Genomic DNA, 26,827 nt, shown 5'->3' on the forward strand with positions numbered 1-26,827 from the left:
AGAAACAATCGTCGATCGACGGAGGCGAACGATTCTCGTAACGGCATGGTGCATTACCAGACGACAGGCTGCCGTGCGACCTCGGCTGGGTCGCCGCTTGGCGGCAGGGGACGAAAACTCAGGTCAAGTTCGTATGGTTGAACCGGGACGGCGTACTTGGCCAGCACCCCGGGGCCGCAACTGCTGTTCCCCAGGCCGCACATCCGAGCGTCGAGCGACAGATACGTCTCGCCGCTGCGATCGAGTTCGAAGTCATGATTCGCGCTCGCCAGGGCCTGTGCCGAGCAGGGGAGCGCCGACGCGGAGATCGGCGCTCCTTCGCTCTTGACGACCACTCCGCCGGATCGCTCCGAGTCGCAAAGCGCAATCCAGCGCACTCTTTCTTTGTTGCCTGACTCCTGAGGCCGTGGATACGGAAGCACTTGGTCGGCCACGTTGCCCGAATAGATCCCCAGCGGATTGGCGAGCAGCCGGTCGGGATAAGTCTCGTCGGGACCGTGGCCGAACCAGCGGATGACGTTCAACTCGCGCGGCGCCCGCAAGCGCACGCCAATCCGCGGCAGCGGGGGCAGTTCGCCATGCGGTTCGACGCTCCACTGGAGCCGCACAAGCCCGTCGCTGCGGATCGTCCACACGGCCCGCTCGCGGAACTCGCCAGCGGACGCTTGCGCCGTGGTGCGAACAGTGATGCGACAAACGCCGGGTCCGATCCGCTCGGCTTGGCACGACTGAGCGGCGCGCGCGAGCTTGTCCAGCCCGGCCTCTCGCCAACTGTCAGCCAACCAGCCGCCGAAACCGCGATCGTTGTCGACAGGGGCGCGATAAGCCTGCACAACCGGCCCTGCAGGATCTCCGGGGCGGGACTCGGCGAGAACCTTCACTCCGTCGAGGGTCAGTTCCGCAAGGGCCGCCGAAACGCGCTCGAATCTCGCCTGCAGGCGTTCGCTGCGGAGAACGATTGCGTCTGCGGATTCTTCAACCGCTAACCTCGGCAGCGCCGTCGCCGGAGCAACAGGTCTCGCAGGCGACAACACCTCCTCGGGCAATTGCACAGGGATCGTCGCCGACGCGATGCAATGGTTGTCAGCGGCCCACGGCGACTCGCTCGCCGTGACCAGCCGCACCTCCATGGCGTATTCTCCGCGGGGGAGCGGCATTCGTCGTCGGTCGAGAGACAACGTCGGCAAGACGATCCCAGTCGACCCTGGCGGGATAGTCGGGGAGTCAGTCACGGTCTCGCTGACCACGTCTTCCCCGTCCCGACGCAAGAGTGTCCGCAGCTGGTATTGCGACAAGTCGAGATGCGCATGCCGGTTCGTCAGCGTCACCCTTGGCCGCAGCGGATCGCTCGCATCGATCGTGATCGCGACTGGGGAATACGCTGCCTGCACTTCGCGGTATTTCGGAGTCAGCGTTCGGTCGGACAGCATGATGCCGTTGAGACAGAACGCCCGCAGGTTTGGCCGATCGCCGAAGTCGCCCCCGTACGCCGTGAATCGTCGTCCGGCGTCGTCGTTCGGGATGTCTTTGAACAGCCCCTGATCGCACCAATCCCAGATGAACCCTCCCAGCAATCGGGGATGTGCGTAGATCTCAGTCCAATACTCGCCAAGGTTGCCCATAGCGTTGCCCATGGCATGAGCGTATTCGCTGGCAATGACGGGGCGATCGTCCGCCGGGTTGGTTGCCAGATCGACCAGCCGCTCCCAGCGGGCGTTCTCAGGACGTTCGGTCGCAGGGGCCGAGTCGCTGGCAGCCATTTCTCCCAACCGCGGCGGGTTGAGATATTTGCCGGCGACCCGCGGATAGAATCGCCCCCTGACGTCGACCGTCGCCGGATCGCGGGGGTGATCCTGGGCGCCCTCGTAATGGATCGGCCGCGTCGGGTCGAACGCCTTGAGCCACCCCGCCGCGGCCGCGAAGTTGGGGCCGTACCCCGACTCGTTTCCCAGCGACCACATGACGACCGACGGATGGTTCTTGTCGCGTTCGGCGAGCCGGACGATGCGATCCAGGAAGGCTGCACTCCATCGCGGATCGCTCGCCAGCCGGCCGCGCAGGCCATGCGTTTCCAGGTCGGCTTCGTCCATGACGTACAAGCCGTATTCGTCGCACAGTTCGTACCATCGAGGATGGTGAGGATAGTGGGCCGTACGCACGGCGTTGACATTCGCCTGCTTCATGAGACGCACGTCTTGGATCATCCTTGCTTCCGAAAGGGCGTGGCCTTGTTCGGGGTCGTGCTCATGCCGGTTTACGCCGCGGAGTTTGACCGGCCGCCCGTTGACCAGCATCTCGCTCCCGCGGATTTCAATCCTTCGGAAGCCGACATCGCAGCCGACCGTCTCGACGACCTGGCCGGCGGGATTCGAGAGGGCCAGCACCAGACGATAGAGATTCGGGGTCTCGGCCGTCCACTTGAGCGGATTCAACACGATCCCGCGTAGCCAGCCGAACCTCGGCAGCCCACGTTGAGGCGTTCGGTCGACGAGAAGACTTGCTTGGGAGTCGCGGTTGAGGATCGGCGCCACGTCGGCCGCCGGCGGCACGGCGAGCGCCTCGCGCCCCGCGGCGTCGAAGAGTCGCGCGGTAATCCGCCAGCCGGCTAGGTCAATTTCTGCGTCGGCCTCGAACTCCGGCTCGACGACAAGCTCGGCATCGCGATACGCGCCGTCCAACTCGGTGCGCACCGCGAAATCGGCGATCCGCACCCGTCCGGGGCTGTAGCAGACCACGTCGCGGGCGATTCCGCTCAGCCGCCACATGTCCTGATCTTCCAGGTAGCTGCCGTCGCACCACCGGAACACTTGAACGGCAAGCTCGTTTTCGCCAGGCTCGACGAACTCGGTTACGTCGAATTCTGCGGGGCAGCGGCTTCCCTGGCTGTAACCGACCAGTCGGCCGCCTACCCACACATAGAACGCGCTCTCGACCCCGGCGAAGTGCAGGATCGTCCGCCGCTCGCTCCACGCAGCGGGGACCGTAAACGTGCGGCGGTAGCAACCCGTCGGATTCCTCTCGCGGAACGCCGTATACTCTTCGGGGGGCGTGCTGGTCACTCGCGGCGGGTCGATCCGAAACGGATAGCCCGCGCTCACGTAAATCGGCGTCCCGTAGCCGTGCAGTTCCCAATTCGAGGGGACGGGGACCGTGTCCCATTGCGAGTCGTCAAACCTCTTGGCGAAGAAATCCGTCGGCGCCGAGGCCGGGGCAGGGCTCCAGCTGAAACGCCACTCGCCGTTCAGCGAGCGAAAATAGGGAGACTCCTCGCACCGGCCGCGCTGTGCCTGCTCGATGGTCGCAAACGGAAAGAACGTGGCCCGAGCCGGCAAGCGATTGCGGTGGAGGACTTGCTCGTTCTCCCAATCGGGCGGATCGGCGGCGGCGACCGGCGTACAAACCATCGCCGCTGCGAAGATCCATCCCGCCAGGACTCTGGCAATACGCCGAGGAATCTCGCCCTCCGCTTCGATCATGACCCCGCCCCAGTTCGCGCCTCGCGCACCTGACCGTCGAGCTGCAATTCGCCGTCGATCGTCACGGTCTCGCGCGGCGCGAGATTCAACTCGACCCGCCGCTGGCCGTTGCGGACGAGGACGGTCTGGCGGGTGTTTGAGCGCAGCCGGGCCTGAGTCAGGGCGCCGTCGCGCCACGTCGCCGAGACCTCGATCCCCCCGCGGCCGCAGAAATTGGCGAACTCCCCGGCCCGCCAGGCAGGGGGGAGTGCGGGCAACAGGTCAATCTCCGCCCGCGGCGCCGCAGGGGGACCGCTCAGCCGGCTCTGCAGCAGCATCTCGGCGATTGCCGCGGTCCCGCCGAAGTTGCCGTCGATTTGAAACGGCGGATGGGCGTCGAACAGGTTCGGATATGAGCCTCCTTTGAGCGCGATGTCATTCGCGCCGATCGAAATCGGCATGAAGTGTCGCCGCAGGAGTTTGTGAGCCCGTTCGCCGTCCCCCAGCCGGGCCCACATGGCAATCTTGTACGCCAAACTCCATCCGGTGCCGTCGTCACCCCGGCCGTCGAGCGACTTGCGCGCCGCCTCGGCCAGCTTCGGCGTTGCCCGAACGTCGATCTCGTCCCCAGGATACAACCCCCACAGGTGCGACACATGTCGATGTTGCGGTTCGGCTTCGCGCACCTCCTCGCTCCACTCCATGATCCGACCATCGGAGGCGATTCGCGTCGGCAGCAACCGCTCGACCGCCGCCCGACACTGGTCGCGGAACGGTTCGTCCTTTTCCAGGATCTCCGCCGCGTCGGCTGTCGCCTTGAGCAGAGCCCGGAGGACCTGCATGTCCATGGTCGAGCCGACGCAGATGTGGGCCTTCGCATTGCCGACGAAGTAGCTGTTCTCGGGGGAATTTGACGGGGCGGTCACGAGTTTGCCGGTCCGCGGGTCCTCGACCAGCGTGTCGAGAGCGAACTCGGCCGCCCCGCGGAGCGTCGGGTAAGCCCGCCGCAGGAACTCGCGATCCTGCGTGAATTCGTAGTGCTGCCGCAGGTGGTGGCAGAGCCACGCCCCGCCGGTCGACGTGGCGCCCCAGCCGGCTGACTCCCCCGGCGAGGCGAATCCCCACGGGTTGGCCAGCACGTGGGCGCACCACCCGTCGGCGTCGTAGTACGCCCGCGCCGTCTTGCCGCCCGGTTCGACCAGCGACTCGATCAGCGCGAACAGCGGCTCGTGCAGCGCCGACAAATTGCACGGCTCGGCAGGCCAGTAGTTCATCTGCACATTCACATTGAGATGCCAGTCGCCGTTCCACGGGGTCTGCAAGGTCTCGGTCCAAATGCCCTGCAGGTTTGCCGGGAATCCGCCGGGCCGCGACGAGCTAATCAGCAGATATCGCCCAAAGTTGAAGTACAACGAGGCGAGTCCAGGGTCCTCGGCGCCCTGCCAAGCCGCGGCCAGCCGCTCGGGCGTCGGCAACGCTGCGCTGGCGACGCCTCCGCGCGGCGGCGCGAGCCGCAACCGGGCCCGTTGGTAATGTGCGCGGTAATCGGCCACATGCCGGCGATGCAGTTCGACGAACGGCCGTTTTGCCGCGGAGTCCAACTCGGCTCGCGCCGCTGCCGTCGCCGAGTCCTTGCGGCCCGCGAACGAGTCGATCTCGGTCGCGGCCGTCAGCAGGATCGTCGCTGCCGTGGCATCATGCACTTCGAAGGTCCCGTCACGGCTGATCGCCTCGTCGCCGTCGACCAGAATCCTCACCTGCGCGCTGTATTTGACCCCCGCGTCGCCGTCTCGGCCGTCATTGAGTTGCCCGAACATGTGCAGCACGTCGTCCGGTTCCATGCGAACCGTCGCCCGCTCGGGGCGCTCGAGGGTCGCGGCGAACGACAAGCCCCCGGGGCGATCGGCGACCAACCGGTAGACGAGCGCCTGGTCGGGTTCGCTGACCAGCGCCGTCCGCTCGTGCAGGACTCCGCCTTGCCGATAGCGGATAGTCGCGACCGCGTCGCCGAGATCGAGCTCACGACGGTAGTCCGCCGGGGGATCGTCGGCCTGTTCGTGCAAGAATTCGAGCCGCAGGACGCCGAGCGTCTGGAAGCTGCCGTAGGGAAGATTTGCGCTTCGTCCGCTCCCCGATCCGGCCCCGGCGCAGGTGAAGCGTCGATTGATGAGGCGCTCCGCTGCGAGTACGTCGCCGGAGAACAGCAGCCGCCGAATCTCGGGGAGCGCCTCGGCCGCGTCGGCTCGATCGGCCTCCTGCGGAGAGCCCGACCACATGCCGCTTTCGCTGAGCACGATCCGTTCTTCGGCAGGCCCGCCGAAAACCATCGCTCCCAGTCGGCCGTTCCCCAGCGGGGTCGACTCGGTGAAATGCGTCGCCGGGGCTGCAAACCAGATCGTCTCGTCGGCATCTGTTCCCCGGACCGTCGATCCGCTGCACGCGATCTCGAGCAAGAACAACGCCGCGCAGCAGTTTCTGAGCAATCGATTCATGGCTTCAACGTGGTGAGAGACAAATCGCCCGCGAATCTTGCGGATCAGCGCGAAACGTGTTGCCTGGCCCTTCCGCGGCTCGGCGAGGAAGCGTCTCAGCGTCGCCGACGAGTTGGCTTCCGCTCAATCGCTGCAACTCAAACTGGTTTCAGTTCCTGCCCCAGTTTACCTATGCCGCGTCGCACCGTGTAGGAGCGGAAGATGAACGCGTAAGAACGCAGATGTGCTGCAAGTTGTAGTTGGGGAACAGGCCGGAACTTGACTTGCGGAGGAGGCAGCCTGCTTGCGTCCGAAACTCTGTCGCGAGTTGTCCGCGATCCTCTGCGGTCTCTTTTGCGAGATGCTGCGCAAGTCAACCAAGAGATTTCATTTGCGTGATTCGCGGGCTGTGGCCCCCCTGGAAGTGCGTACTCAATCGCGAAGCGGCCGCGACGTCGCCAACGCGATCGCCCGCCCTTCGGATCCCACCGCGCAGTAGAAGTGGTACACGATCCCGTCGTGCTTAAGCACCCACGGCTTGTGGGCGAACGTCTTGTCCCACGGTTCGGTCGGCCGGATCAGCGCCGGGCCGTCCCACTGGGTCCAGTGGACGAGGTCCCGCGACACGGCGAACGAATCAAAGGCCCCCGGACCCCATTGCAGCCCGAAGTAGAACATGACCCACAGGTCGCCGATTCGTACGATTTGCGGATCGCCGGAGATCCCGCGACCGTTGTCGACAACAGGCCCGTCGCCGTATCTCCGCCAACGGAGCATGTCGTCGGAAACCGCCATGCCGATCCGCTCGATCCCCTCGCCTTGTTGCTTGCCGTTGTAGAACATGACGAACGGCGCCCCGAGCGACTCGTCCTTGTCCCACACCACGTGGCTCTTGTAGAGCGTGGCCTGTTCGAACGGCCGCGCGTCGTCGTCCCCGGGGCCGAGCACCGGGTTGCCTTCGTATCGTCGCCAGGGCTTTGCTTCCTGCGGTGCGTTCGTCCACGCGACCCCAAGGGACAACGGGTCCGGCTCGTACCCCTGCTTGTTCCCGCCGAAGTACGTCAGCCAGTACTTGTCGTCGAACGGCTGCAGGGCATGGGTCCCCTCCCAGCGATGGTCCACCAGCGCAATGCTGCCGTCCGCTTGCCACGCGTCCCAAGTTCCTGTTCGGAACTCCAAGATTGTTCCGAGCGGCTCCCATCTTACGAGGTCGGCGCTCTTGGCGAGAAAGGTCTGGTAGCCGATCTTGTCGGCGATCGCTACGTAGACCATGTACCAGGCATCCGTGCCGCGAAAAACATTCGGGCAGTCGATGAGCTGGCCCGCGCCCGGTTGCAGCACAATACCGACCTTGAAGGGCGTCTTCGCTTCCTCGTACACGGCTTGCATGCTTTCCGCGTCAACGCGATGCTCGTCGGGCACGGCGTTAAGCGGGTCGACATGTCCTGGCTCGCGGGCTGCGGTCGGGGCGGAGTCGATCGTCAGCGTCATTCCGATTGCAACCGCACACAGCCATCGGCGAGATCGTTGAACGGGCGCCGACCTCGCGGGGGTGAACCTATTCATTCCGAGACTCCTCCTCGATTTCTCTCCACACGGTGACGGGCCCCAGCAGGCCCGCCGGCAGCAGTCGGGCATCTGCGGCCGGCCGGCGAGCTGTCATCCACGCTCGCGCGGGGCCGACCCCGTTCGCGTCGCCGACGAGCCGGTTGGCCCAGGTATTGTAGACTTCGACGACAAGCTCGTTCTCCCCGCCGCGCAGCTTCCCGGTTGCCTCGACAAGGAAGGGCGACTTCCATGCGACGCCGCAATCGGCGCCGTTGAGCGTCACCCGCGCCAGGTTCTCGACCCGGCCCAGTTCAATCCACGTTCGCCCCGAGCCAATGACCTCCCCGTCAGCGCGGAACGACTTCGAATATGCGGCGTTGCCCGAGTAATGCCTCACTCCCGGGTCGGCGTGGGTCGTCCAATCGATCAACTCCGTGAACTCGACCGCTTCGACAGGGCCCCCCAGCGACGGATCGAATCGCACTTGCCACGGCCCGGCGAGCGTCCTCGCCAAGCTGCGATTCTGCCGTTGCGGCAAGTTCGACGGCTTTTGCGGGAACACGAGGAAGCGGCTTTCGTGAGGCCCCAAGCGGAACGTCGTCGTCGTCCGCAGATCGTCGGTGAGCTCCACGCGCCGTCCGGGAAAGGCGATCCGCGCGCCTGTCGCCGGGTCCCACAGTTCCGCCGTCGCGGCCGCGACGCGGAAGGTTCCGCGCACCCCCGTCGTGCGCGCGCCCTGGTTCGCGATGAAGTACGCGTCGGCGTCCGCGGTGCGGCGGTGGGTCCATGCAAGCTCGCCGGGCTGGCCATCGAACTCGGCGTCCGGGACGAGTCCCAACTCCGCGCGAAGATTAAGGCCCTTCGTCCCGCAAACGACCACGCCGTCCCCGAGCCGGCGAATCTCTCCTCTCGCGTTGCGGGAGGGGAGTTCAGTCGGCCAAAGCTCCTCCAATCGTGCCTCGTAAGCTCGTCGCATGTCGGAGTCGGACGCCCCGACTCTCGCCATCGGCAGCGGCCGCTCGCACAGGACCACCGTCCCCCCCCCGCGGATTAACTCGAGCAACTTGGCCGCGACGGCCGGCGACATCCGCGCTCCGTCGGGTTGCAGCGGATGCCGCCCTGGCACGACGAGCAACCGATAGCTCGCCCCGCCGGGGAGCACGATCCGCCCCCCCTCGACGCGGCACAACTGCAGCAAGGCGTCCGGCCCCAGCGAGTCAAAGGCGAACCCGTTCAGCGGATCGACCCACGCGGCTGGATCGACGATGTTCGCCGCGTGTCGCACCCCGGGCGGGCCCTCGGCCACTGGCGTGTCGCGATTCATTCGCCGCAGTTGCTCCGCTCGCTGTCGTCCCAGATCCGACAACCCCGGCAAGAACGGGAGTCGTTCGGGGAGTACCGCCCGGCTGGGGATTTCCTCCCCCGTGAATACCGCCACGTCGACGACCGGGGCGCCGCATTGCAACACCCCCTGGCACCGCCTGACGTAGTCGATCCATCCCCCTACTGCCGGCCACCACGTTTGGCCGCGCTGGAACAGCAGTCCGACGTTGTCGAGCGTCATCCCTGGCCGTCGCTCGAGCCACGGATTGTGCGCGAACACGTGAAACACCAGCCGATTCGCTCCGGCCGCAAACTGGCGATCGGCCAGCGGCTTAAGCAACGCCGGGTGTTCGTCCCACTCCATCCGCAATTGAGTGAAGGCCTCGGCCTGCACGATCGGCTTGCCGTAGACGTGCGCCGCCGAGATCGCATCCAGCATGTCGTTGGGCTTGTCGTGCGTCGGGCTTCGCAGCCAGAACTCGCCCATCGGCACGTCGACGGCGCGAAAGTGCTCCATTCCCCGGGCCGACATCGTCGGCGCCACGCACTCGGCCGAGAACTGGCAGCGGTGTTTGTCGGCTAACTCGGCGAGCGTGCCGAAGAATCGCTCCTGCAACAGTTCGTTGAGCGTCACGCGCCAGTCGTGCAGAAACTGCTCCGAGGAGTTGGCGTCGCCGACGGGACGCCCCGCAAGCGTCGGCAGATACGGCAGCGGCTCGTATCCGCGGCGGCGGCGAAACTCTTCCAACATCCCCGGCGTCCAGTTCTGGCTGCCGCATTCCCAACTGTCGACGTGCAGCGTGGTCAGCGTACGACTCGCCGCGGGGCCGACGTCCTTGAGCACTTCCGCGAACCATCGTTCGAACTGAAGTCGAACCGCGACCGGGTTGAGCTTGTCGCACTCGAGCCCCTTGCCCCCGCCGGCCGTATCGTTGTGGGCGCCAGTTGAGGTGTGGCCAAGCCGCAGCACGCGCCACCGCCCCGCGGGGGGATTCCAGTCGAGCGTGCCGTCCGCGCCGAGCTTGTCGGTGAGATCAAGCACCGCCTTCGGCTGAATCGCCAAGTCGGTCGGGCACTGTTTGTCGGTCGACCACGGACTCACGCTCCATGACGAACCGTTCTTCCCTTCCCATTGGTGGATTCGCGGTTCCGCCGAGAGTTCGAGGGTGCGCACCTTGAGCACCGGCGACCATTTGGCCGAGTCGAGATCCTCGGCGCCTGGCTCGGTCCCAACCTTGTTCCAGGTGAAGCGAAACCGCCTGGCGGCCGTCGCGGGGATCGCGTGCGTGACGGTCTTGTCGCCGTTGTGCCAACCGTGACGCGGCGGGGCAAGTTGCGTCACGGGGACGAACGAACGGCCGTCAGGACTCGCCTCGACGACGAACCGGTGGGCCTGCGAGTTGGCGCCATCGGGAGTGATTGTGATTGAACGGCAGGTGAACGGCTCAGCGAATTCGTACAACACCCATCCGCGGTCCTCGAGGCGCAACCGGGGCTGTTCCGAGCGGTCGGCGTTCCCTGCCAGAAATGTCGCGTCGACGTCTTCCCGACTTGTCGTCACGCTCGGTCGCACGGTGCGCGACGTGATCCCGGCGCTTGGACCCGCCGGAAACGCCAGCACCGCGACGTCGCGGTAATGCCCTTCCTTTGCAGGCGGTTGATCCAAGGCGAGCGGACCGGCACTGGAGCGTTCGGTTTCGTCGCCGACGATCGCTTCCGACCACGTCAATTGCTGCATCGACAGCTCAGGAGTAATCCACGGCCCCCCTGCTGTGGCGAACCCGTCGCACACGTGCAGGGCCAGTTTCAGCCCGCGACGTTCTGCACCTGAGACAGCGTGCCGAACATAGTCGCGCCACTCAGGCGACAGCTGCACGACCGGCGTCGGCCAGGGGGATTCGGCCAGCGGGCCCTTGATCGGCATCAGGTACGCCCCGCCGAGCCCGGCCTGCTGCATCGCGTGCAAGTCCGCGTCGATCCCCTCGCGCGACACGCAGCCGTGCATCCAGTACCAAAACGCCCATGGCTTGGCCTCGGCTGGAGGGTTCTCGAATGCCGCGAGAAACTCGTTCGCTCGCGCAGTGCGGAGACCCCTGACGCCGTTGATCGCAAGGATCGCACAGGCGCCCCACACTACGATCCTGCGCCGCATGAGACAGGCAAACGACATTTCGCACAGCCGACCGAGCCAAGACAAGTGATGTGCCAGCGGAGCTTGTGTAGGATTGCCTGTCGGAACGGCAAGTCGCCGCGTCGATGGGCCAACATTGGACTCCGCCCCGACTGTCTGTTATAGCTGGTCGGCAGAGCGACTGACTAGCAATGCCAGGATACGAACCATGCTTTGCCCCATGCCTGCAAAGGCACTCTCCGCCCTTGCAATCTCTGCCTTCTGGGCCTGCTCGGCTTGTGCGGGCGAACAGTTGCTCCTTGACGCTGGTTGGCGTTTCTGCCAGGGGGACGACGCAACTTGGGCGGCCGCCGACGTCGACGCTGCCGACTGGTCGTCGATCGACCTGCCCCATGATTGGAGCATCCGCGGGGAGCGCCTCGCCGCCGCCCCTGCCGAGGGGCATGGCGGATACTTCCCGGGGGGCGTCGGTTGGTATCGCCGCACGTTTCGCATTCCCGCCAGTTGGAAGTCGAAGCGGATCGCCGTTGAGTTCGAGGGCGCGTACCGTCGCACCGAGGTGTGGTGCAACGGGCGACTGCTTGGAAATAACACGAATGGGTACCTGCCGTTTCGCTTCGACCTGACGCCGCATCTTAAACCCGAGGGCGACAACGTCCTGGCGGTCCGCGTCGAGAACGACGACCTCCCCAACTCACGGTGGTACACCGGCTCGGGGATCTATCGACACGTCCGGCTTGCCGCGAGGAATCCCGTGTTCGCTGATCCTGCTTCTTGGAGCGTGACGACTCTCAAGACCGATCCCGATGCGGCAGTAATCCAATGTGCTGCGCAAATCCGGAACGAGTCGCCGGCGTCCGCCATGGTGCACGTCGAGTTCGCGCTGGTCGATCCTGCCGGCCGTTACGCGGCGGCGAAGTCGGAACCGAGCACCGTCGCCGCGGGGGAAGCCGCAGATTTCACGACGTTGGTGCGAGTTCCCGCGCCGCAGCTGTGGTCTCTCGATCATCCGCACCTCTACGACGCCGTTGTCCGGACATACGTCGACGGGCGGCTCGTCGACGACCTTCGCGACAACGTCGGCATTCGCACCGTGGCTCTTTCGAGCGAGCGCGGATTCCTCCTCAACGGGCAGCCGCTCAAGCTCGTCGGCGGAAATCTGCACCACGACCACGGCCCCCTCGGCGCTGCGTCGTTCAACATGGCCGAGGAGCGCCGCGTGCGGCTCCTCAAGGCCGCGGGGTTCAATGCAATTCGCACCTCTCACAATCCGCAGGCCCCGGCGTTTCTGGCCGCATGCGACCGGCTAGGCATGTTGGTCGTCGCAGAAGGGTTCGACCACTGGGAAGCCTCGAAGACCAAGCATGACGACGGCCCTCAGTTCGCCGAGCGCGGCCCAGACGAGATCGAACGGATGGTCCGCCGCGATCGGCGCCATCCGTCGATCGTCATGTGGAGCATCGGCAACGAGGTCTACGAACGGGGCAAGCAGCGGGGCGTGGAGCTCGCGCGTGAGCTTGATCAACGAGTCCGCGAGATCGATCCCTCGCGTCCGGCGACAATCGGACTCAACGGATTGGGGCCGAACCAAGAATGGGCCGAACTCGACCCGCTGTTCGCCCTGGTCGACGCGACGGGATACAACTACGAGCTCCACCGGGCCGAGGAAGACCGCCGCCGCGTTCCGGGCCGGCTGATCTACGGCTCCGAAACCTATCCTCGCGACGTCTTCGCCGACTGGCACGCTGTCCAGCAACATCACTACGTCTTCGGCGCTTTTGTATGGAGTGCGGTCGATTACCTGGGCGAAGCGGGGATCGGGCGAGTCTTTCCTCCCGGCGAGGAGGCGCGACCGCACTGGGTGGGGAATCACTTCCCCAGCCACGGCGCGGATTGCGGCGATCTCGACCTCCTCGGACGCCGTCGGCCCCACTCGCACTACCGCAACATTGTCTGGAACCGCGGGGAACGGTTGTTCGCGGCCGTTCAGGTCCCGGAGCCTGACGGAGGCCGCTGGCAACCGACGCTGTGGTCTCCGCCAATGCTTGCCGACCACTGGACCTGGCCGGGGCTTGAGGGCCGGCCGCTCCAGGTCGAAGTCTTCAGCCGCTGCGAGACTATCCTCGTCCTGCTCAATGATTCGCTCGTCGCCGAGCAATCCATGAGCGAAGAGACCGAGTTTCGCGCCGTGGTCGAAGTCCCGTACGAGCCGGGCCGACTGACGGTCGTTGGCCTCGAAGGGGGTCGCGAGACCGAACGGTGCGAACTTGCCGCCGCCGGAGAGCCCGTGGCCGTGCGACTTGTCGCCGAGTCGCCCGCCGTCCCCGCGCGTCGACAGTCGATCGCCTTCGTCACGGTCGAGGTGGTCGACGCTGCGGGCGAGGTCTGCCCCCATGCTGATCATAGGGTCGAGTTCGCCGTCACTGGCCCGGCGACAATCGCGGCGGTCGGCAGCGCGGACCTTGCGACGACCGAGTCCTATCTGGCGAATCCCCGCAAAGTCTACCAGGGGCGGGGCCAAGTCATCCTGCGCGCGAACGGGACCCCGGGGACGATCCGCCTGCGGGCCTCCGCTCCGGGGCTCCTCCAGGCCGAAGCGACGATTCTCGCCGAATGAGCGCTTGGGGGCGTCCGTGGTTCAAACCAACCTCAATCTCCCCGGGAGCCGCACAGGCCTCTAGGGGCAAGCCCCCGGATTGCAATGAGTTGCGGGATCCGGGGCGTAGGCTGCAACCCCCTGCCCTGCACTCGCTTCCTGGCGCGGGTAGGATAAAGGGGAGCCCTTTTCCTGGCGTTCGGCCTCGGCATTTCGCCTTGGGAGCCGTCTCCTCCCCCTGGAATCTCCCGTGCGAATTTGCGACATGCCCACCGTCCTGCGAGTCCTGCTGCTTGCCCTCGCGACGTTCGCGACAGCCGTCGCCGCGACGGCCGACGAGGCCGAATTGCTCGCCCAGCCAGGGCTCCTTAGCAGCGAGTTCATCTACGACGAGGCGCCATTTCCGTCGTGCCATGCCGCGACGATCGTCGACACCCCTGCGGGGCTGGTCGCCGCTTGGTTCGGCGGCACGCACGAACGCCATCCCGACGTGGGAATCTGGGTCTCCCGCCACGACGGTCGGCGGTGGTCGACGCCGGTCGAAGTTGCCAACGGGCTCGTTCCGGACGACAAGCAGCGTTACCCGACCTGGAACCCCGTGCTCTTCCAGCCGACTCGCGGCCCCCTGATGCTGTATTACAAGGTTGGCCCGACGCCGCAGAATTGGTGGGGCATGGTCATGTCCTCCGCCGATCACGGCGCCAGTTGGTCGGAGCCCCGACGACTGCCAGAGGGGATTCTCGGCCCAATCAAGAACAAGCCGATCGAACTGCCCGATGGCACGATCCTCTCTCCTTCCAGCAGCGAGGACCAAGGCTGGCGGGTCCATTTCGAACGCTCGACCGACGGCGGCCAGACCTGGACTTCGACCGGCCCGGTCAACGATGGCAAAGCGATCGGCGCCATTCAACCCAGCATTCTTCGCCACGCCGATGGCCGCTTGCAGGCTCTGGGACGGACCCGCTCGCACGGAATTTTTCAGGTCTGGTCGAGCGACCAGGGCCGCACTTGGGGCGAGTTGACCACCTTGCCGCTCCCCAACCCCAGTGCGGGAACCGACGCAGTCACGCTGGCCGATGGCCGGCATTTGCTCGTCTACAACCATAGCGGCGTCTATAAGGTCCGCACGCCGTTGAACCTCGCCGTCTCGCGCGACGGGATGGCGTGGGAGTCGGTGCTCGTGCTTGAGGACGAACCGGGGCAGGAGTTCTCCTACCCGGCGATCATCCAGGCCAACGACGGGCACGTTCACATCGTCTACACCTGGCATCGGACGCGGATCAAGCACGCGGTCGTCGACCCCGCGCTGCTCGTCGCCAAACCGCTGCCCGCCGAACCGGTCGCGGACGCGCCGCCAGCCGAAAACTGACCCCGAGGCGCCGGTTGTACCGGCGGCCGCGCCAACCACTCACTCCGCTCTAGCTGCAATATGACGCACGACATGGCCCAACCCATGCGAGGCATTATCCCCCCGCTGGCGACCCCGCTCACGCCGCAGGGCGAGTTGGACGAAGCTGGTTTGGCACGGCTCATTGAGCATGTCATCGGCGGCGGGGTGCATGGGGTCTTCATCCTCGGCACGACGGGCGAAGGTCCCTCGCTCAGCGTTGCGCTTCGCCGGCAGGTGATCGACGCGACGGCAAAACACGTCGACCGCCGCATCCCCGTGCTGGTCGGGGTCACCGATCCGTCGCTGGCCGAGTCGCTCGCCCTGGCCGAGGCTGCGGCCGCCGCCGGTTGCGACGCGATCGTGGCGGCCCCGCCGTATTACTTTCCCGTGGACCAACCGGCGCTGCTCGGCTACTTCCAAACGCTCGCCCGCTCGGCACCGCTGCCGACGGTGCTGTACAACATGCCGGCGGTGACGGGATTGTCGATCGCCCCCGAGACGGTCGAATGCCTCGTCGACGAGCCGGCGATCGTCGGGCTCAAAGACAGCTCGGGGGACCGAGACTACTTCCAGGCGGTCCGGATCGCCACGCGGCGGAGGGTCGATTTCCCGCTGTTTGTGGGGCCAGAGCACCTGCTTGCCGAGTCGCTGCGGGCTGGGGGCGACGGCGGGGTAAGCGGCGGGGCGAACGTGTTCCCCGAGTTCTTCACCGAGTTGTACGACGCCCATTTCTGCGGCGACGCGGCCCAGGTCGCAGCGGCCGAGGAGCGGGTCCAGCGGCTCGGCGCCATCTACCGCGTCGGCCCCGTGACGATCCCCGCGATCATCGCACGCACCAAGGCGGCCCTCGCTGCTCGCGGCTTGTGCGGCCCAACGACGGCCCCGCCGCTCGCGCCGGCAAGTGCCGAGGAAGCGAAGGCAGTCGGCGTGATCGTAGAGCAACTGATCCAACGAACTCCGCTGGCGGCTTCGGCTCCAAGCCCAGTCTCCACGGGACTCATCGGTTAGAATCAAGGTCAGCAACTCCCCGATTGTCCGCCGCTGCTGAGCCGATCCGGACGGTTGGGCGTCGCCCCCTCCTGCACCTCTTGTCCTGCCCCCGCGTCGGGCGCGTCGTGGCATGAACCTCGCAAACCAATCACGCATCGGACGGTTGCCGACGATCACCGCCGTTGCGGCAATCGCGGCGATGCTGGGAACGGCGGTGCGAACCGCCATCGCTGAGGACCGGCCGATCAGCTTCTCGCACCAAGTCCGCCCGATCCTGGCCGAGAATTGCTTCCACTGCCACGGGCCCGATCCGTCGACCCGCGAGGCCGATCTGCGGCTCGACCTGTGGGACGCCTCCCCTGACGACGCCTTGACCGCCGAATCAGTCGTCACGCCGGGGGAGCCGGATGCGAGCGAGCTCGTTGCTCGGATCACGAGCCGCGACCCCGATTTGCGGATGCCCCCGGCCGACTCGGACAAGTCGCTGAGCCTGGCCGAGACGGCGACCCTGGTCGAGTGGGTGCGTCAGGGAGGCCGCTACGAGCAACACTGGGCCTTCACGGCGCCCGAGCGGCCGGCGCTTCCCCAGGTCAAGCAGACCGATTGGGTGCGGAATCCGATTGACGCCTTCGTGCTCGCGCGGCTCGAGGCGGAGGGGCTCCGCCCCTCGCCCCCTGCGACGCCCGGGACGCTGCTCCGCCGGGTAAGCCTCGACCTGACCGGGTTGCCGCCGACGCTTGAGGAGATCGACGACTTTGCTCGCCGGGCGGAGGACGACGCGTACCGCGCGCTCGTTGATCGGTTGCTCGTCTCTCCTCGCCATGCCGAACACTGGGCCCGGGCTTGGCTCGATGCGGCCCGCTATGCCGACTCCGACGGCTACGAGAAGGACCATCCGCGCAGCGTGTGGATGTACCGCGACTGGGTCGTCGACGCCCTGGACCGTGACATGCCCTACGACGAGTTCGTCGTTCGCCAGATCGCCGGGGACCTGCTCCCCGACGCGACCCAGGCCGATCGCGTGGCAACGGGGTTCTTGCGGAATTCGATGGTCAACAAGGAAGGAGGAATCGACCCCGAGCAGTTCCGCATGGAGGCGATGTTCGACCGGATGGACGCGATCGGCAAGTCAATCCTCGGGCTCACGCTGCAGTGCGCCCAGTGCCACTCGCACAAGTACGACCCGCTGTCGCACACGGAGTACTACCGGCTGTTCGCGTTTTTGAATCATTTCCACGAAGCGGAAATGGCCACGTACTCGCCGGCGGAACTCGCGCAAATCGAACAGATCCGTCGCCAGACGGCGGTACTCGAGGATGAGTTGAAGCGGACCGCTCCCGCGTGGGAGTCCCAGGTCTCCGCATGGGCCGACGATTTGGCCGCCAGTCAGCCCGAGTGGGCCGTGCTCCGCCCCGAGTTGGACGGCAGCGGCGGGCAGAAGCAATACCTGCAGGAGGACGGCTCGATTCTCGCCCAGGGGTACGCCCCGCCGCAGGTGACGTCGACGTTCGAGGCGGTGGTCGAGTTGCCGTCGATCTCGGCGATTCGCGTCGAACTGCTCAACGATCCCAACCTGCCGCTGGGGGGGCCGGGCCGGGGCCGCCGCGGGTTGTGCTATCTGTCGGAGATTCGCGTCTTCGCAGCCCCGGTCGACGCCCCGGACCAGAAGACCGAGTTGAAGCTTGCCGCCGCGTACGCCGACGTCAACCCGCCGCCAGCAACGCTTCCCCGCACGGACGAAGACGGCGAGAAACCGGATCGCCTCGTCGGACCGGTCAAGCTGGCCGTCGACGGGGACGATCTCACGGCTTGGTCGATCGACATCGGCCCCGGGCGGAGCAACGTCCCCCGACAAGCGGTCTTCGTGCTCGACAAGCCGCTGGCATGCGCCAAGCCGACGCGGGTTACGGTGACCTTGGCTCAATTGCATGGCGGACGATCGCTCTTCTCGCTGATGACTGACATTTTCGGCCGATTCCGCCTGTCGGCGACCGCCGCTTCGTACGACGGCTCGGCCATGGCGCCCGCTCGTGTCGCCGAAGCGCTGGCGACTCCTGCCGCCAGCCGTACGCCGGCGCAGCTCGCCGAGTTGTTCACCGCGTGGCGGACCACTCGTCCCGAGTGGCAGGCGACCAATTCCGCGATCGACGCTCTCTGGGCCGCGCATCCGCGGGGGGCTACGCAACTGGTCGTCGAGGAGCGGACCACGCCCCGCCGGACCTGCCGGCTCGACCGCGGCGACTTCCTCGCTCCGGCCGAGGAGACCCCGCCCGGCACGCCGGCGTTTCTCCACCTCTTCGAGTCGGAACGCCCCGATCGTCTGGCGCTCGCCCGCTGGTTGGTCGATCGCAACTCGCCGACCGCCGCCCGGGCGATCGTCAACCGCGTCTGGCAGGGATACTTCGGCACAGGGCTGGTCGCCACGTCCGACGATTTCGGGTTGCAGGGGGAGCCCCCTTCTCATCCTGAGTTGCTCGATTGGCTGGCGGTCGAGTTCATGGAGCATCATTGGAGCTTGAAGCATCTTCACCGGTTGATTGTGACGTCCGCCGCGTACCGACAAGAGTCGCGGGGGACGCCGGAACTGCTCGCCCGCGATCCGCAGAACCGGTTGCTCGCACGCGGACCGCGCGGCCGTCTGCCGGCCGAAGGGGTGCAAGATCTCGCGCTCGCGGCCAGTGGGTTGCTCAACCCGCAGCGCGGCGGCCCTGCCGTGCATCCGCCGGCCCCGCAGTTCCTGTTCGAGGTCCCCGCCAGTTACGAACCGAAGATCTGGGCCGAGAGCCCCGCGCCCGACCGCTATCGCCGGGCCCTGTATGTGTTCCGGTTCCGCTCGGCGCCGTTCCCCGTGCTGGAGAACTTCGACGCCCCGGCCGGCAACGTGGCCTGCGTGCGGCGGTCCAGTTCAAACACGCCGATGCAGGCCCTGACGCTGCTCAACGAGACGCTGCTCGCCGAGTGCGCGCAATCGCTGGCCGATCACGCCCTGGCCGTACCGGGCGATGATCTGCGGCGAATCGACGCGGCGTTTCGCCGCTGCACGTCTCGCTCGCCCGGAGCCGAGGAATCGGCCGTGCTGGTCGAGTTCCTGGATCGCCAGCGACAGCGGTTTGCGTCAGGGGACGCCGACCCCGCGGCAATCGTCGGATCCGACTCCCCGGGCGCCGTTCCCCCCGCGGAGCGCGCGGCTTGGTTCGCACTCGCCCGAGTGCTGCTCAATCTCGACGAAACGATCTCGAAGAACTGAGTCGCCGTCATGAACTTGCCTCCCGAACACGACAGAACTTCCGTCGCCCGACAGGTCTCGCGCCGTTGGTTCTTACGCGAGTGCGGCGTCGGTCTGGGGGCCGTGGCGCTCAGCCGACTGGCTGCCCAGGGCGCCGTCGCCGCGGCCGATCCGCTCGCCCCGAAGCTGCCGCCGTTCGCCCCGCGGGCCAAGCGGGTCATCTTTCTGTTCATGGCGGGCGCCCCCAGCCAGCTTGAATTGTTCGACTACAAGCCGCTGCTGGCGAAGCATCATGGCGAGCTCCCTCCCGCGGAGCTGCTCAAGGGATATCGTGCCGCGTTCATTAACCCCAACTCGAAGCTCATGGGCCCGCGGTTCCAATTCGCCAAACACGGCGCCAGCGGGACCGAGGTTTCCGAGTTGCTTCCCGAGTTCGCGAAGATCGTCGACGAGACGACCATCGTCAAATCGATGACGACCGACGCCTTCAACCACGCCCCGGCCCAATTGCTGATGAGCACCGGCTCGATGCAGTTCGGCAAGCCGAGTCTCGGGTCGTGGGCCCTGTACGGACTGGGGTCGGAGTGCGACAACCTGCCCGGATTCGTCGTTTTCAGCACCGGCCAGAAGGGCCCCAGCGCCGGCAACGCGAACTGGGGCAGCGGTTTTCTCCCTCCCGTGTACCAAGGGGCCCAGTTCCGCTCCGTGGGGGACCCCGTGCTGTATCTGTCGAACCCGCCAGGAGTCGATCGACGGCTCCAGCGCGAGTCGATCGACGCGATCAACGCTCTCAACGAGCGGCAGCTTGCCGTGCTCGGCGACCCGGAGATCGCCGCCCGCATCCGCTCCTACGAGATGGCGTTCGAGATGCAAGCCAGCGCCCCCGAGGTGATGGACCTTTCGCAGGAGCCGCAGCACGTGCTCGAGATGTACGGCGCCAAGCCGGGCGAGCGGTCGTTTGCCAACTGCTGCCTGTTGGCTCGACGAATGGTTGAGCAGGGGGTCCGCTTCGTCGAAATCTTTCACGAGGCGTGGGACCAGCACGGCAGCCTCGTGAAGGACATTCAGAAGAATTGTCTCGACACCGATCGAGCGAGCGCCGCGCTCGTGGCCGATCTCAAGCAGCGCGGGCTGCTGGACGACACGCTGGTGATTTGGGGGGGCGAGTTCGGCCGCACCCCCATGGTCGAGGGGGGCGGGTTCGACGGCCGCGACCATCACCCCAACGCCTTTACCATGTGGCTCGCCGGCGGCGGCGTCCGGGCCGGGACCGTACACGGCGAAACCGACGACCTGGGATTCAACGTCGCTCGCGATCCGGTCCATCTCCGCGACCTGCATGCGACAATCCTCCATCTGCTCGGCTTCGACCACGCCCGATTGAGCGTCAAGCACCAGGGCCTCGCCCAACGCCTCACCGGGGTGGAACCGGCGCGGGTCGTTCGTGAGATCTTGGCGTAGCCGCATCGCGCCGCTCTCCTTGGCCGTTGGTCCCTAGCTTCACTCTCAGGCAATCGCATGACTCACTCACTGCTCAGCGGCGTCTGCCGCTTGGGGCTCGCCCTGTCGCTCGCAGTCGCCGCCGTTCCGGCCGCCGCTTACGAGGTCGCCCGGCTTCGCTGCGAAGACTCCGCCGACCCGCTCGGGGTCGACGTCCCCCAGCCGCGGCTCTCCTGGCAGGTTGCCAGCGACGAACGGGGTCAGCGGCAAACTGCCTATCGGGTCCTCGTTGCGTCGTCCCCGGAACAGCTCGCCGCCGAGCGGGGCGACCTGTGGGATTCCGGACGGGTCGAGTCTGACGCGACGACGGTCGTCCGCTACGCCGGCGCCGAACTCTCCTCGTCGCAACGCGTCCACTGGAAGGTCCAATCATGGGATGCCCGAGGCCAAGCGTCCGCGTGGAGCCAACCCGCCGCCTGGACCATGGGGATTGTCGACCCGGCCGACTGGCGGGCCGTATGGATCGTGGCGCCCTGGTCGTCGGAGGCGCTGCTGGTTCGGAAGGAGTTTCTCGTCCGCCCGGGGCTGCGGCGGGCGACCGCCCACCTGACCGGGCTGGGGCATTTCGAGTTCTTCCTCAACGGCCGCCGGGGATCGGCCAACCTGCTCTCCCCTGGTTGGACCAAATACGACCGCACGTGTCTCTACGAGACCCACGACGTGACCAACCTGCTGCAGCCCGGCGCCAACGCCATCGGCATGGCCCTGGGCGACGGGATGTATCATTCGGAACGTCGCAACCGGTTCAGCAAGTTCCAGGGGAGCTTCGGCCCGCTGCGGGCGTTCGGGCAAATCGAGCTTGAGTACGAGGACGGTTTGCGCGAAGTCGTCGCCACGGCCACGGACTGGCGCGTCGCCCGCGGACCAGTGACCTACAACGACGTCTACGGCGGCGAGGACTACGACGCCCGACTGGAAGAGCCCGGCTGGAACGCCCCCGGGTTCGACGACGCCCATTGGACCGAGGCGGTCGAGTTGGTGCGCGGGCAGAAGGACCTCCGCGGCCTGTCGGCCAGCGCCCCGCCGCTGGGAGCCATCGAGACGATCGCGCCCGTCACGACGATCACGGTCGGAGAATCCGAGGTCGTCGACCTCGGCCAGAACGCCTCGTTCATGCCGCGGATTACGGTGTCGGGTCCCGCGGGGAGCACGGTGCGGTTGACCCACGCCGAGGTGCTCGACCCCGAGGGACGCATCGACCGAGGCACCTGCGGAGGCAACCGCGGCCCCGCATATTGGCAATACACGAAGCGATCCGACGAACCGGAGACGTGGTTCCCGCAATTTTTTTACGCGGGGTGCCGGTATCTGCAGGTCGATCGATTGCCGGCGACGCCGGGCGGTCGACGGCCTCGGCTCGACCGCTGCGCGGGGGTCGTCGTCCACTCGACTGCCGCCCCAACGGGCGAGTTTGCCTGTTCCAGCGAGTTGCTCAATCGCATTCGCACGCTCGTGCGCTGGGCCCAACGATCGAACATGGTGTCGGTCCTCACCGACTGTCCCCACCGCGAAAAGCTGGGGTGGCTCGAGCAGTACCACCTCAACGGACCTTCGATCCGGTACGAATTCGACGTGGCGAACATCTTCGCAAAGGGGATGCGGGACATGGCCGACTCGCAACTTCCCAGCGGACTGGTGCCGAACATCGCTCCCGAATACACGGTTTTTCCGGGGACGTTCCGCGCCGCGGCAGAGTGGGGTTCGGCCGTGATCCTCGTCCCCTGGCAGCAGTACCTGTTCACCGGCGATCCGACGTTGCTCGTGAACTATTACCCGCAGATGAAGCGATACATGGGATACCTCGACTCAATCGCCGAGGACGGCGTCGTGAGCGAGGGGCTAGGGGACTGGTACGACATCGGCCCCGCGGATCGCCCTGGTCACGCCCAGCTCACTCCGCCGTCGGTTACCGCGACGGCGTTCTACTTTCACGACGCCCAGCTGATGACCCGGATCGCCGAGCTCGTGGGCCGAGCCGACGATGCGGCTCGCTATGCCGCTCAGGCCGACGCGATTCGCGCCGCGTGGCTCCGCGCGTTTCGCAGCGAGGAGGGAGTTTACGCCACGAATTCGCAGTGCAGCAACGCATTGGCCCTGGAACTGGGGCTCGTGGAACCCGCCGACCGCGAACGGGTCCTGGCGGCCCTGGTCGCGGATCTTGAATCGCACGGTTTCGCCCCAACCGCCGGCGACGTGGGGCACCGATACTTGCTGCAGGCCCTCGCCCGCGGCGGACGATCGGACCTCGTCGACCGGATGGTCAACCAGGACGAGCGGCCCGGCTACGGCTACCAACTCAAGCAGGGGGCGACCAGCCTCACCGAGGCGTGGGACGCCAACCATCACTCGTCGCACAACCACTTCATGTTGGGGCACGTCACCGAGTGGTTCTACGGCGACCTGCTTGGGATCCGTCCCGATCCCGCGGCGCCCGGATTCAAGCGGGCGATCGTCGCCCCCGCACCGGTCGGCGAACTCGCCTGGGCCGAGGGAGCGTACGATGGTCCCCACGGTCGCATTTGCGTTCGTTGGACGCATGCCGAACGAAAGTTCACGCTGCGGGTCGCGATTCCCGCCAATTCGACGGCGATCGTACGCCTGCCGACCGACGATCCCGGTTCCGTCCGCGAAGGGGGCCGGCCGCTGGCCGATGTCGAGGGAGTTTCCGCCGGGAAGGCCGACGGCGATCGCTTGATCGTGGAGATCGAATCCGGGACGTACGAGTTCACAAGCGACTGGGCGGGGAACTGAACGCGAACATCCCTTGCACGTGCGGTTCGCGTCGTCCTCCAATTCAATGCTTGTCTAACGGTGCGCAGGAGCGGAGGGCATCCGTCAGCTCTCTGCGCTTGCGGCGCGCGATGACCGCATGTCGAGCTTTCGTGCGGTGCTGCGATTGTGCGTGAGCAGACACCCGTTTCGAAGGGCGCCACGACCAGTTCCCGCTTCGCGTTAGGATTGGAACATGCGCGAGGATTCCATTACGCCGTAGCGCCTTTGCGCGCATATTGAGTTGGAATACGACCGCTCCCATGGAACGCGCAACAAAAAAGCTCGCAGGTCGCCCAGCGACCTGCGAGCTTCGCAAGGTTGGAATCGTACGTGTCGAACTCAGCCGTTCGCACGCCGCCGCCGCGATTGGAGGAGGCCCAAGACCGCTAGGGCGGCGAGGCCCAAGGCAGCCGGCTCCGGCACCGCGGCGATGGCTTCGAGGGCCATCCCGCCGACGTTCAAAAGACCCGTGCCCGACAACAGCGGCGTGGTGAACGCCGCCCCCGACCCGGGCGCCCCCCAGATGCCGGTTTGCATCGTCGTGCCGTTGATGATCAGGCCGCCGACGATGTCGGTCCCGGCGAAGTTGAGGTTGAGCACCCCGCCGGTCAGAAGCTCCACGACCGACGAATCCGTGAGAACCGGGTTGGTGACGCTCAGGATCCCTTCCCGCACGATCGTCCGGCCGGTGTAGGTGTTGGCGCCAGAGAGGACCCACTTGCCCGAGCCGGTCTTCTCGACTGTCACGACGCTGCCGGCCGCCGAGTTGCCGATCGCCGAGGCGATCGTGTTGTCGGCCGTGTTCGTGCCAGACAACGTGAACGTGCGTGGGACGGCGCCATAGACGATCGTGGCGGGTTTGTAGATCCCCAGGACGGTATTCTGGCTGAGTCCCACCTGGGTCCCGTCGATCCCGGTAACGGTCGTCCCGGCCACGATGCAGTTCGTGCCGCCGGGACCGCAGCCAGTGGTCAAGCCGGCGCTGGTCGGCGGGCCCGGATCGCTTACTGGCATGCCGATAATGATGTCGGTCGTGTCGGCGACGTCGTAAATGACGTTCGGGTTCTGCTGGAGATCGTTCAACAGCCCATAGCGGCTGGCCGCATCGGCGGCGCCGACCAGACCCGTGTTTGAGAACACGACGGCCCCGGTCCCGGAGGAATCGATCGTTCCGCCCCCGGTGCCGATCGTAAATAGGCGATTCGTCGTGTCGCCCGTACCGACGTATTTGAGCGTCCCCCCCTGGATGTACAGGTTGGCCGCATCGCTGCTGGCGGCGCCGATGCTGCTTGCCGCGCCGCCGTTGGCCAGATCGTCGACCACCAGCGTCGGAGCGACCTGCTTGTAATACAGCGAACTGATGTTGCCCGCGTTGTCCGCGGCGGCACGATCCTGATTCGTCGAGGCGTACTTCGTCATGATCCGGGTGGCCCCGGTGTAGGTGTTGTCGCCCAAGAGTTCGACGGTTCCGCCGTTACGAATCTCGACGGCGTTGTTGCCGCTGAGCTGGGCGTTCGGCAACGTCAGCTTGCCGGTCCCGCCGCCCAAGCCGTACGTCGAATTGGCCGGAACGATCGTGCCCGTAAAGGTCATTCCGGCGGCAGGCGCTGCGGCGGTCATCTTGCCGGCGTTATTGAGCGTGGTCGTGAAGTCGATCGTTGCCGCGGCGTCGCTCGGAGCCAACATCAGGCCGCCCGTACTCGTCGGGGCAATCTTGGCGTTTAGTGCCGAGTTGTTGGCCACCCCGGTGTCGACGCCGACGGCGCCGCCAGTGGACCGGATGAGACCGCCCCCGACGTTCAGCGAGTCATTGGTCGCGTAGTGGACCTGACCCATGTTGACAACCATGGCTCCGCCATGATTCACGCCGTTAGCGGCCGTGTTGAATCGTAGCGTCCCGGTCCCCGTCTTGACAATCGAGCGAGGCTCGCCCGTTCCTAGACTCGGATCGGCGTCCTGAATCGTTCCCGAGATGACGGTCGTGCCTGTCCCGTCAAACACCAATCGACGATCTAATGCGTCAAACGGGTCCTCCCAAATATTCACTGTCCCGGAGAATTCAAGCGACTTGTCGGGAGCGATAAGATTGACGATGCCGCGATTGTTCGTCTGGGTGATCGTACCGGTCATCTTGACGGAGTGCTCGCCCTTGAACGTCTGAAACTGGGCGATGACCATATTGTTGGCAATGACCAACTGTCCCTGCTCGTTCAGACCTCCGCCGCCGGCGACGAGGTTGTAACCGAATTGGTTGGCCGGGCCGACCTGCCGGATTGTGCCTGTGCCGAGTGCAGCGCCATTGTTCAAAACGATGTTGGATCGGCTGAATCGCACGCTGCCGGACAAAGTGTTCGCTTGGTTGATAATCACGGTGTTAAGCGGCAGCGGAACCCCGTTGCCGGGGATGCCGATCTGGATGCCGCTCCCGGCGCCCTCGTCGCTCATGACGCCGTCCACGATCAAGGTTCCGGTCGCGGCGCCAGACGTGTTCAGGCCGAGCAGTCCCGCCGTGTTCATGTCCTGATTGCGGAGATTGATCGGGCCCGACAGGGTCGTCGTAATCCCGGCGGAAGTGTTGCTGATCGACGAGTCAAGGACGTTGGTCTGCGGATTGACGTTCTGAAAAGAGATGGCCCCGGAGATGGTTAGGTTCGATTGCCCCAAGACGTCGACCAGTTCGTTGACAAGCCGAACAGGGGCGCTGATTTGATTGATCGACCCCGCGACATTGCTCGTAATAATCTGCCCGCGACCGCTGTTGAGGCCGTTGGCGCTGAGCCCGTAGTTGTCCTTCCAGATCACCAGATCGGCTGCTTCGACGACCGTGTTAAGGTCGGCGTCGCCGCCGAAAGAATTCTCTTGATTCGTGGCGCCGAGGTTGCGCTGCCAGATCAGAAAATCGGCCCCGTCGACGATGCCGTTGTTGCTGAAGTCGGCATTGGCGAGCGCCTGCACGAAGTCGTTCTGAATCCGGAGCATCGCCCCGCTGCTCGTGATGTTGGTCGTCACCGCGCCCGACGTGCCGCCGATTTTGATCCCCGCAACGGTCACGTCGTTGCCGGTCGAGCCGACGTCGATCGACAGGCTGCCTCCCAGCGCCGTTGACAAATTGGCGACATGGTTCGGATCGTTCGGGAATCCTGAGCCTCCCCAATTTGCGGCTGACTGCCACGCTTGGGCGCCCGTTCCGCCGCTGTAGGTGAATTCCGTAAGTTGCGCCGACGCCGTCGGGAGCAATGCCCCCAATGCGATCGCGAACGACGACCAGCCTGCGACTCCTGCTGCTTTACGCATGGCGCGAACCACCTCTGTTTCGGTCAATCGGGAACGGACGAATCGGGGCGACGGCGCGGCTGCTTCGCGAATGAGCGGCAGCCCACGCCGGTCGACGTTCGGTCCTGAACGCCGCCGGCCCCGGTTGAATC

Annotated in this window: 11 protein-coding genes; 6 read left to right on the top strand and 5 right to left on the bottom strand. The window is 66.1% G+C overall.

Annotated features, from left to right (window positions below):
* Positions 1 to 53: 53 nt before the first annotated feature.
* The 4 genes from KF688_15320 to KF688_15335 form a co-directional block, all read right to left on the bottom strand.
* Positions 54 to 3,476 carry a DUF4981 domain-containing protein gene (locus KF688_15320; protein ID MBX3427047.1) on the bottom strand — a complete coding sequence of 1,141 codons (3,423 nt, stop codon included), beginning with the start codon at positions 3,474 to 3,476 and terminating at the stop codon, positions 54 to 56.
* On the bottom strand, positions 3,473 to 5,947 hold the full coding sequence (locus KF688_15325; protein ID MBX3427048.1) for a glycoside hydrolase family 95 protein: 2,475 nt from the start codon (positions 5,945 to 5,947) through the stop codon (positions 3,473 to 3,475). Before KF688_15325 ends, KF688_15320 begins: the two co-directional genes overlap by 4 nt.
* A 411-nt stretch (positions 5,948 to 6,358) precedes the next feature.
* Positions 6,359 to 7,417: a hypothetical protein gene (locus tag KF688_15330; GenBank protein ID MBX3427049.1), complete on the bottom strand. Its 1,059-nt coding sequence runs from the start codon at positions 7,415 to 7,417 to the stop codon at positions 6,359 to 6,361.
* Positions 7,418 to 7,484: 67 nt separating this feature from the next.
* A complete protein-coding gene (locus KF688_15335; GenBank protein ID MBX3427050.1) occupies positions 7,485 to 10,967 on the bottom strand; it encodes a hypothetical protein in 3,483 nt (1,160 codons plus the stop codon).
* 181 nt (positions 10,968 to 11,148) lie between these two features.
* Between KF688_15335 and KF688_15340 the strand changes: the two genes are divergently transcribed.
* The 6 genes from KF688_15340 (at position 11,149) to KF688_15365 (ending at position 23,381) form a co-directional block, all read left to right on the top strand.
* Complete coding sequence (locus tag KF688_15340) at positions 11,149 to 13,545, top strand: DUF4982 domain-containing protein (GenBank protein ID MBX3427051.1); 2,397 nt, start codon at positions 11,149 to 11,151, stop codon at positions 13,543 to 13,545.
* 244 nt (positions 13,546 to 13,789) lie between these two features.
* On the top strand, positions 13,790 to 14,893 hold the full coding sequence (locus KF688_15345) for an exo-alpha-sialidase (GenBank protein MBX3427052.1): 1,104 nt from the start codon (positions 13,790 to 13,792) through the stop codon (positions 14,891 to 14,893).
* Positions 14,894 to 14,977: 84 nt separating this feature from the next.
* Positions 14,978 to 15,922, top strand: a complete 945-nt coding sequence (locus KF688_15350) for a dihydrodipicolinate synthase family protein (GenBank protein ID MBX3427053.1) — start codon at positions 14,978 to 14,980, stop codon at positions 15,920 to 15,922.
* 112 nt (positions 15,923 to 16,034) lie between these two features.
* The gene (locus tag KF688_15355; protein MBX3427054.1) at positions 16,035 to 19,151 is read left to right on the top strand and encodes a PSD1 domain-containing protein; all 3,117 of its coding nucleotides are present in this window, start codon (positions 16,035 to 16,037) and stop codon (positions 19,149 to 19,151) included.
* 9 nt (positions 19,152 to 19,160) lie between these two features.
* A complete protein-coding gene (locus tag KF688_15360) occupies positions 19,161 to 20,591 on the top strand; it encodes a DUF1501 domain-containing protein (GenBank protein MBX3427055.1) in 1,431 nt (476 codons plus the stop codon).
* Between the two features lie 57 nt (positions 20,592 to 20,648).
* Complete coding sequence (locus KF688_15365) at positions 20,649 to 23,381, top strand: family 78 glycoside hydrolase catalytic domain (GenBank protein ID MBX3427056.1); 2,733 nt, start codon at positions 20,649 to 20,651, stop codon at positions 23,379 to 23,381.
* Positions 23,382 to 23,741: 360 nt separating this feature from the next.
* Here the strand turns inward: KF688_15365 and KF688_15370 are convergent, their stop codons facing one another.
* Positions 23,742 to 26,696, bottom strand: coding sequence for an autotransporter-associated beta strand repeat-containing protein (locus KF688_15370; GenBank protein ID MBX3427057.1), 2,955 nt, complete (start codon positions 26,694 to 26,696; stop codon positions 23,742 to 23,744).
* Positions 26,697 to 26,827 lie beyond the last annotated feature (131 nt).

The organism is Pirellulales bacterium (assembly GCA_019636345.1).
Taxonomy (GTDB): Bacteria; Planctomycetota; Planctomycetia; order Pirellulales; family Lacipirellulaceae.

Bases quoted from the DNA above. Each gene is read 5' to 3' on its own strand.
- KF688_15320 (MBX3427047.1), bottom strand. From the start codon at position 3,476: ATGATCGAAGCGGAGGGCGAGATTCCTCGGCGTATTGCCAGAGTCCTG.
- KF688_15360 (MBX3427055.1), top strand. From the start codon at position 19,161: ATGAACTTGCCTCCCGAACACGACAGAACTTCCGTCGCCCGACAGGTC.
- KF688_15325 (MBX3427048.1), bottom strand. From the start codon at position 5,947: ATGAATCGATTGCTCAGAAACTGCTGCGCGGCGTTGTTCTTGCTCGAG.
- KF688_15340 (MBX3427051.1), top strand. From the start codon at position 11,149: ATGCCTGCAAAGGCACTCTCCGCCCTTGCAATCTCTGCCTTCTGGGCC.
- KF688_15355 (MBX3427054.1), top strand. From the start codon at position 16,035: ATGAACCTCGCAAACCAATCACGCATCGGACGGTTGCCGACGATCACC.
- KF688_15345 (MBX3427052.1), top strand. From the start codon at position 13,790: ATGCCCACCGTCCTGCGAGTCCTGCTGCTTGCCCTCGCGACGTTCGCG.
- KF688_15350 (MBX3427053.1), top strand. From the start codon at position 14,978: ATGCGAGGCATTATCCCCCCGCTGGCGACCCCGCTCACGCCGCAGGGC.
- KF688_15330 (MBX3427049.1), bottom strand. From the start codon at position 7,417: ATGACGCTGACGATCGACTCCGCCCCGACCGCAGCCCGCGAGCCAGGA.
- KF688_15365 (MBX3427056.1), top strand. From the start codon at position 20,649: ATGACTCACTCACTGCTCAGCGGCGTCTGCCGCTTGGGGCTCGCCCTG.
- KF688_15335 (MBX3427050.1), bottom strand. From the start codon at position 10,967: ATGTCGTTTGCCTGTCTCATGCGGCGCAGGATCGTAGTGTGGGGCGCC.
- KF688_15370 (MBX3427057.1), bottom strand. From the start codon at position 26,696: ATGCGTAAAGCAGCAGGAGTCGCAGGCTGGTCGTCGTTCGCGATCGCA.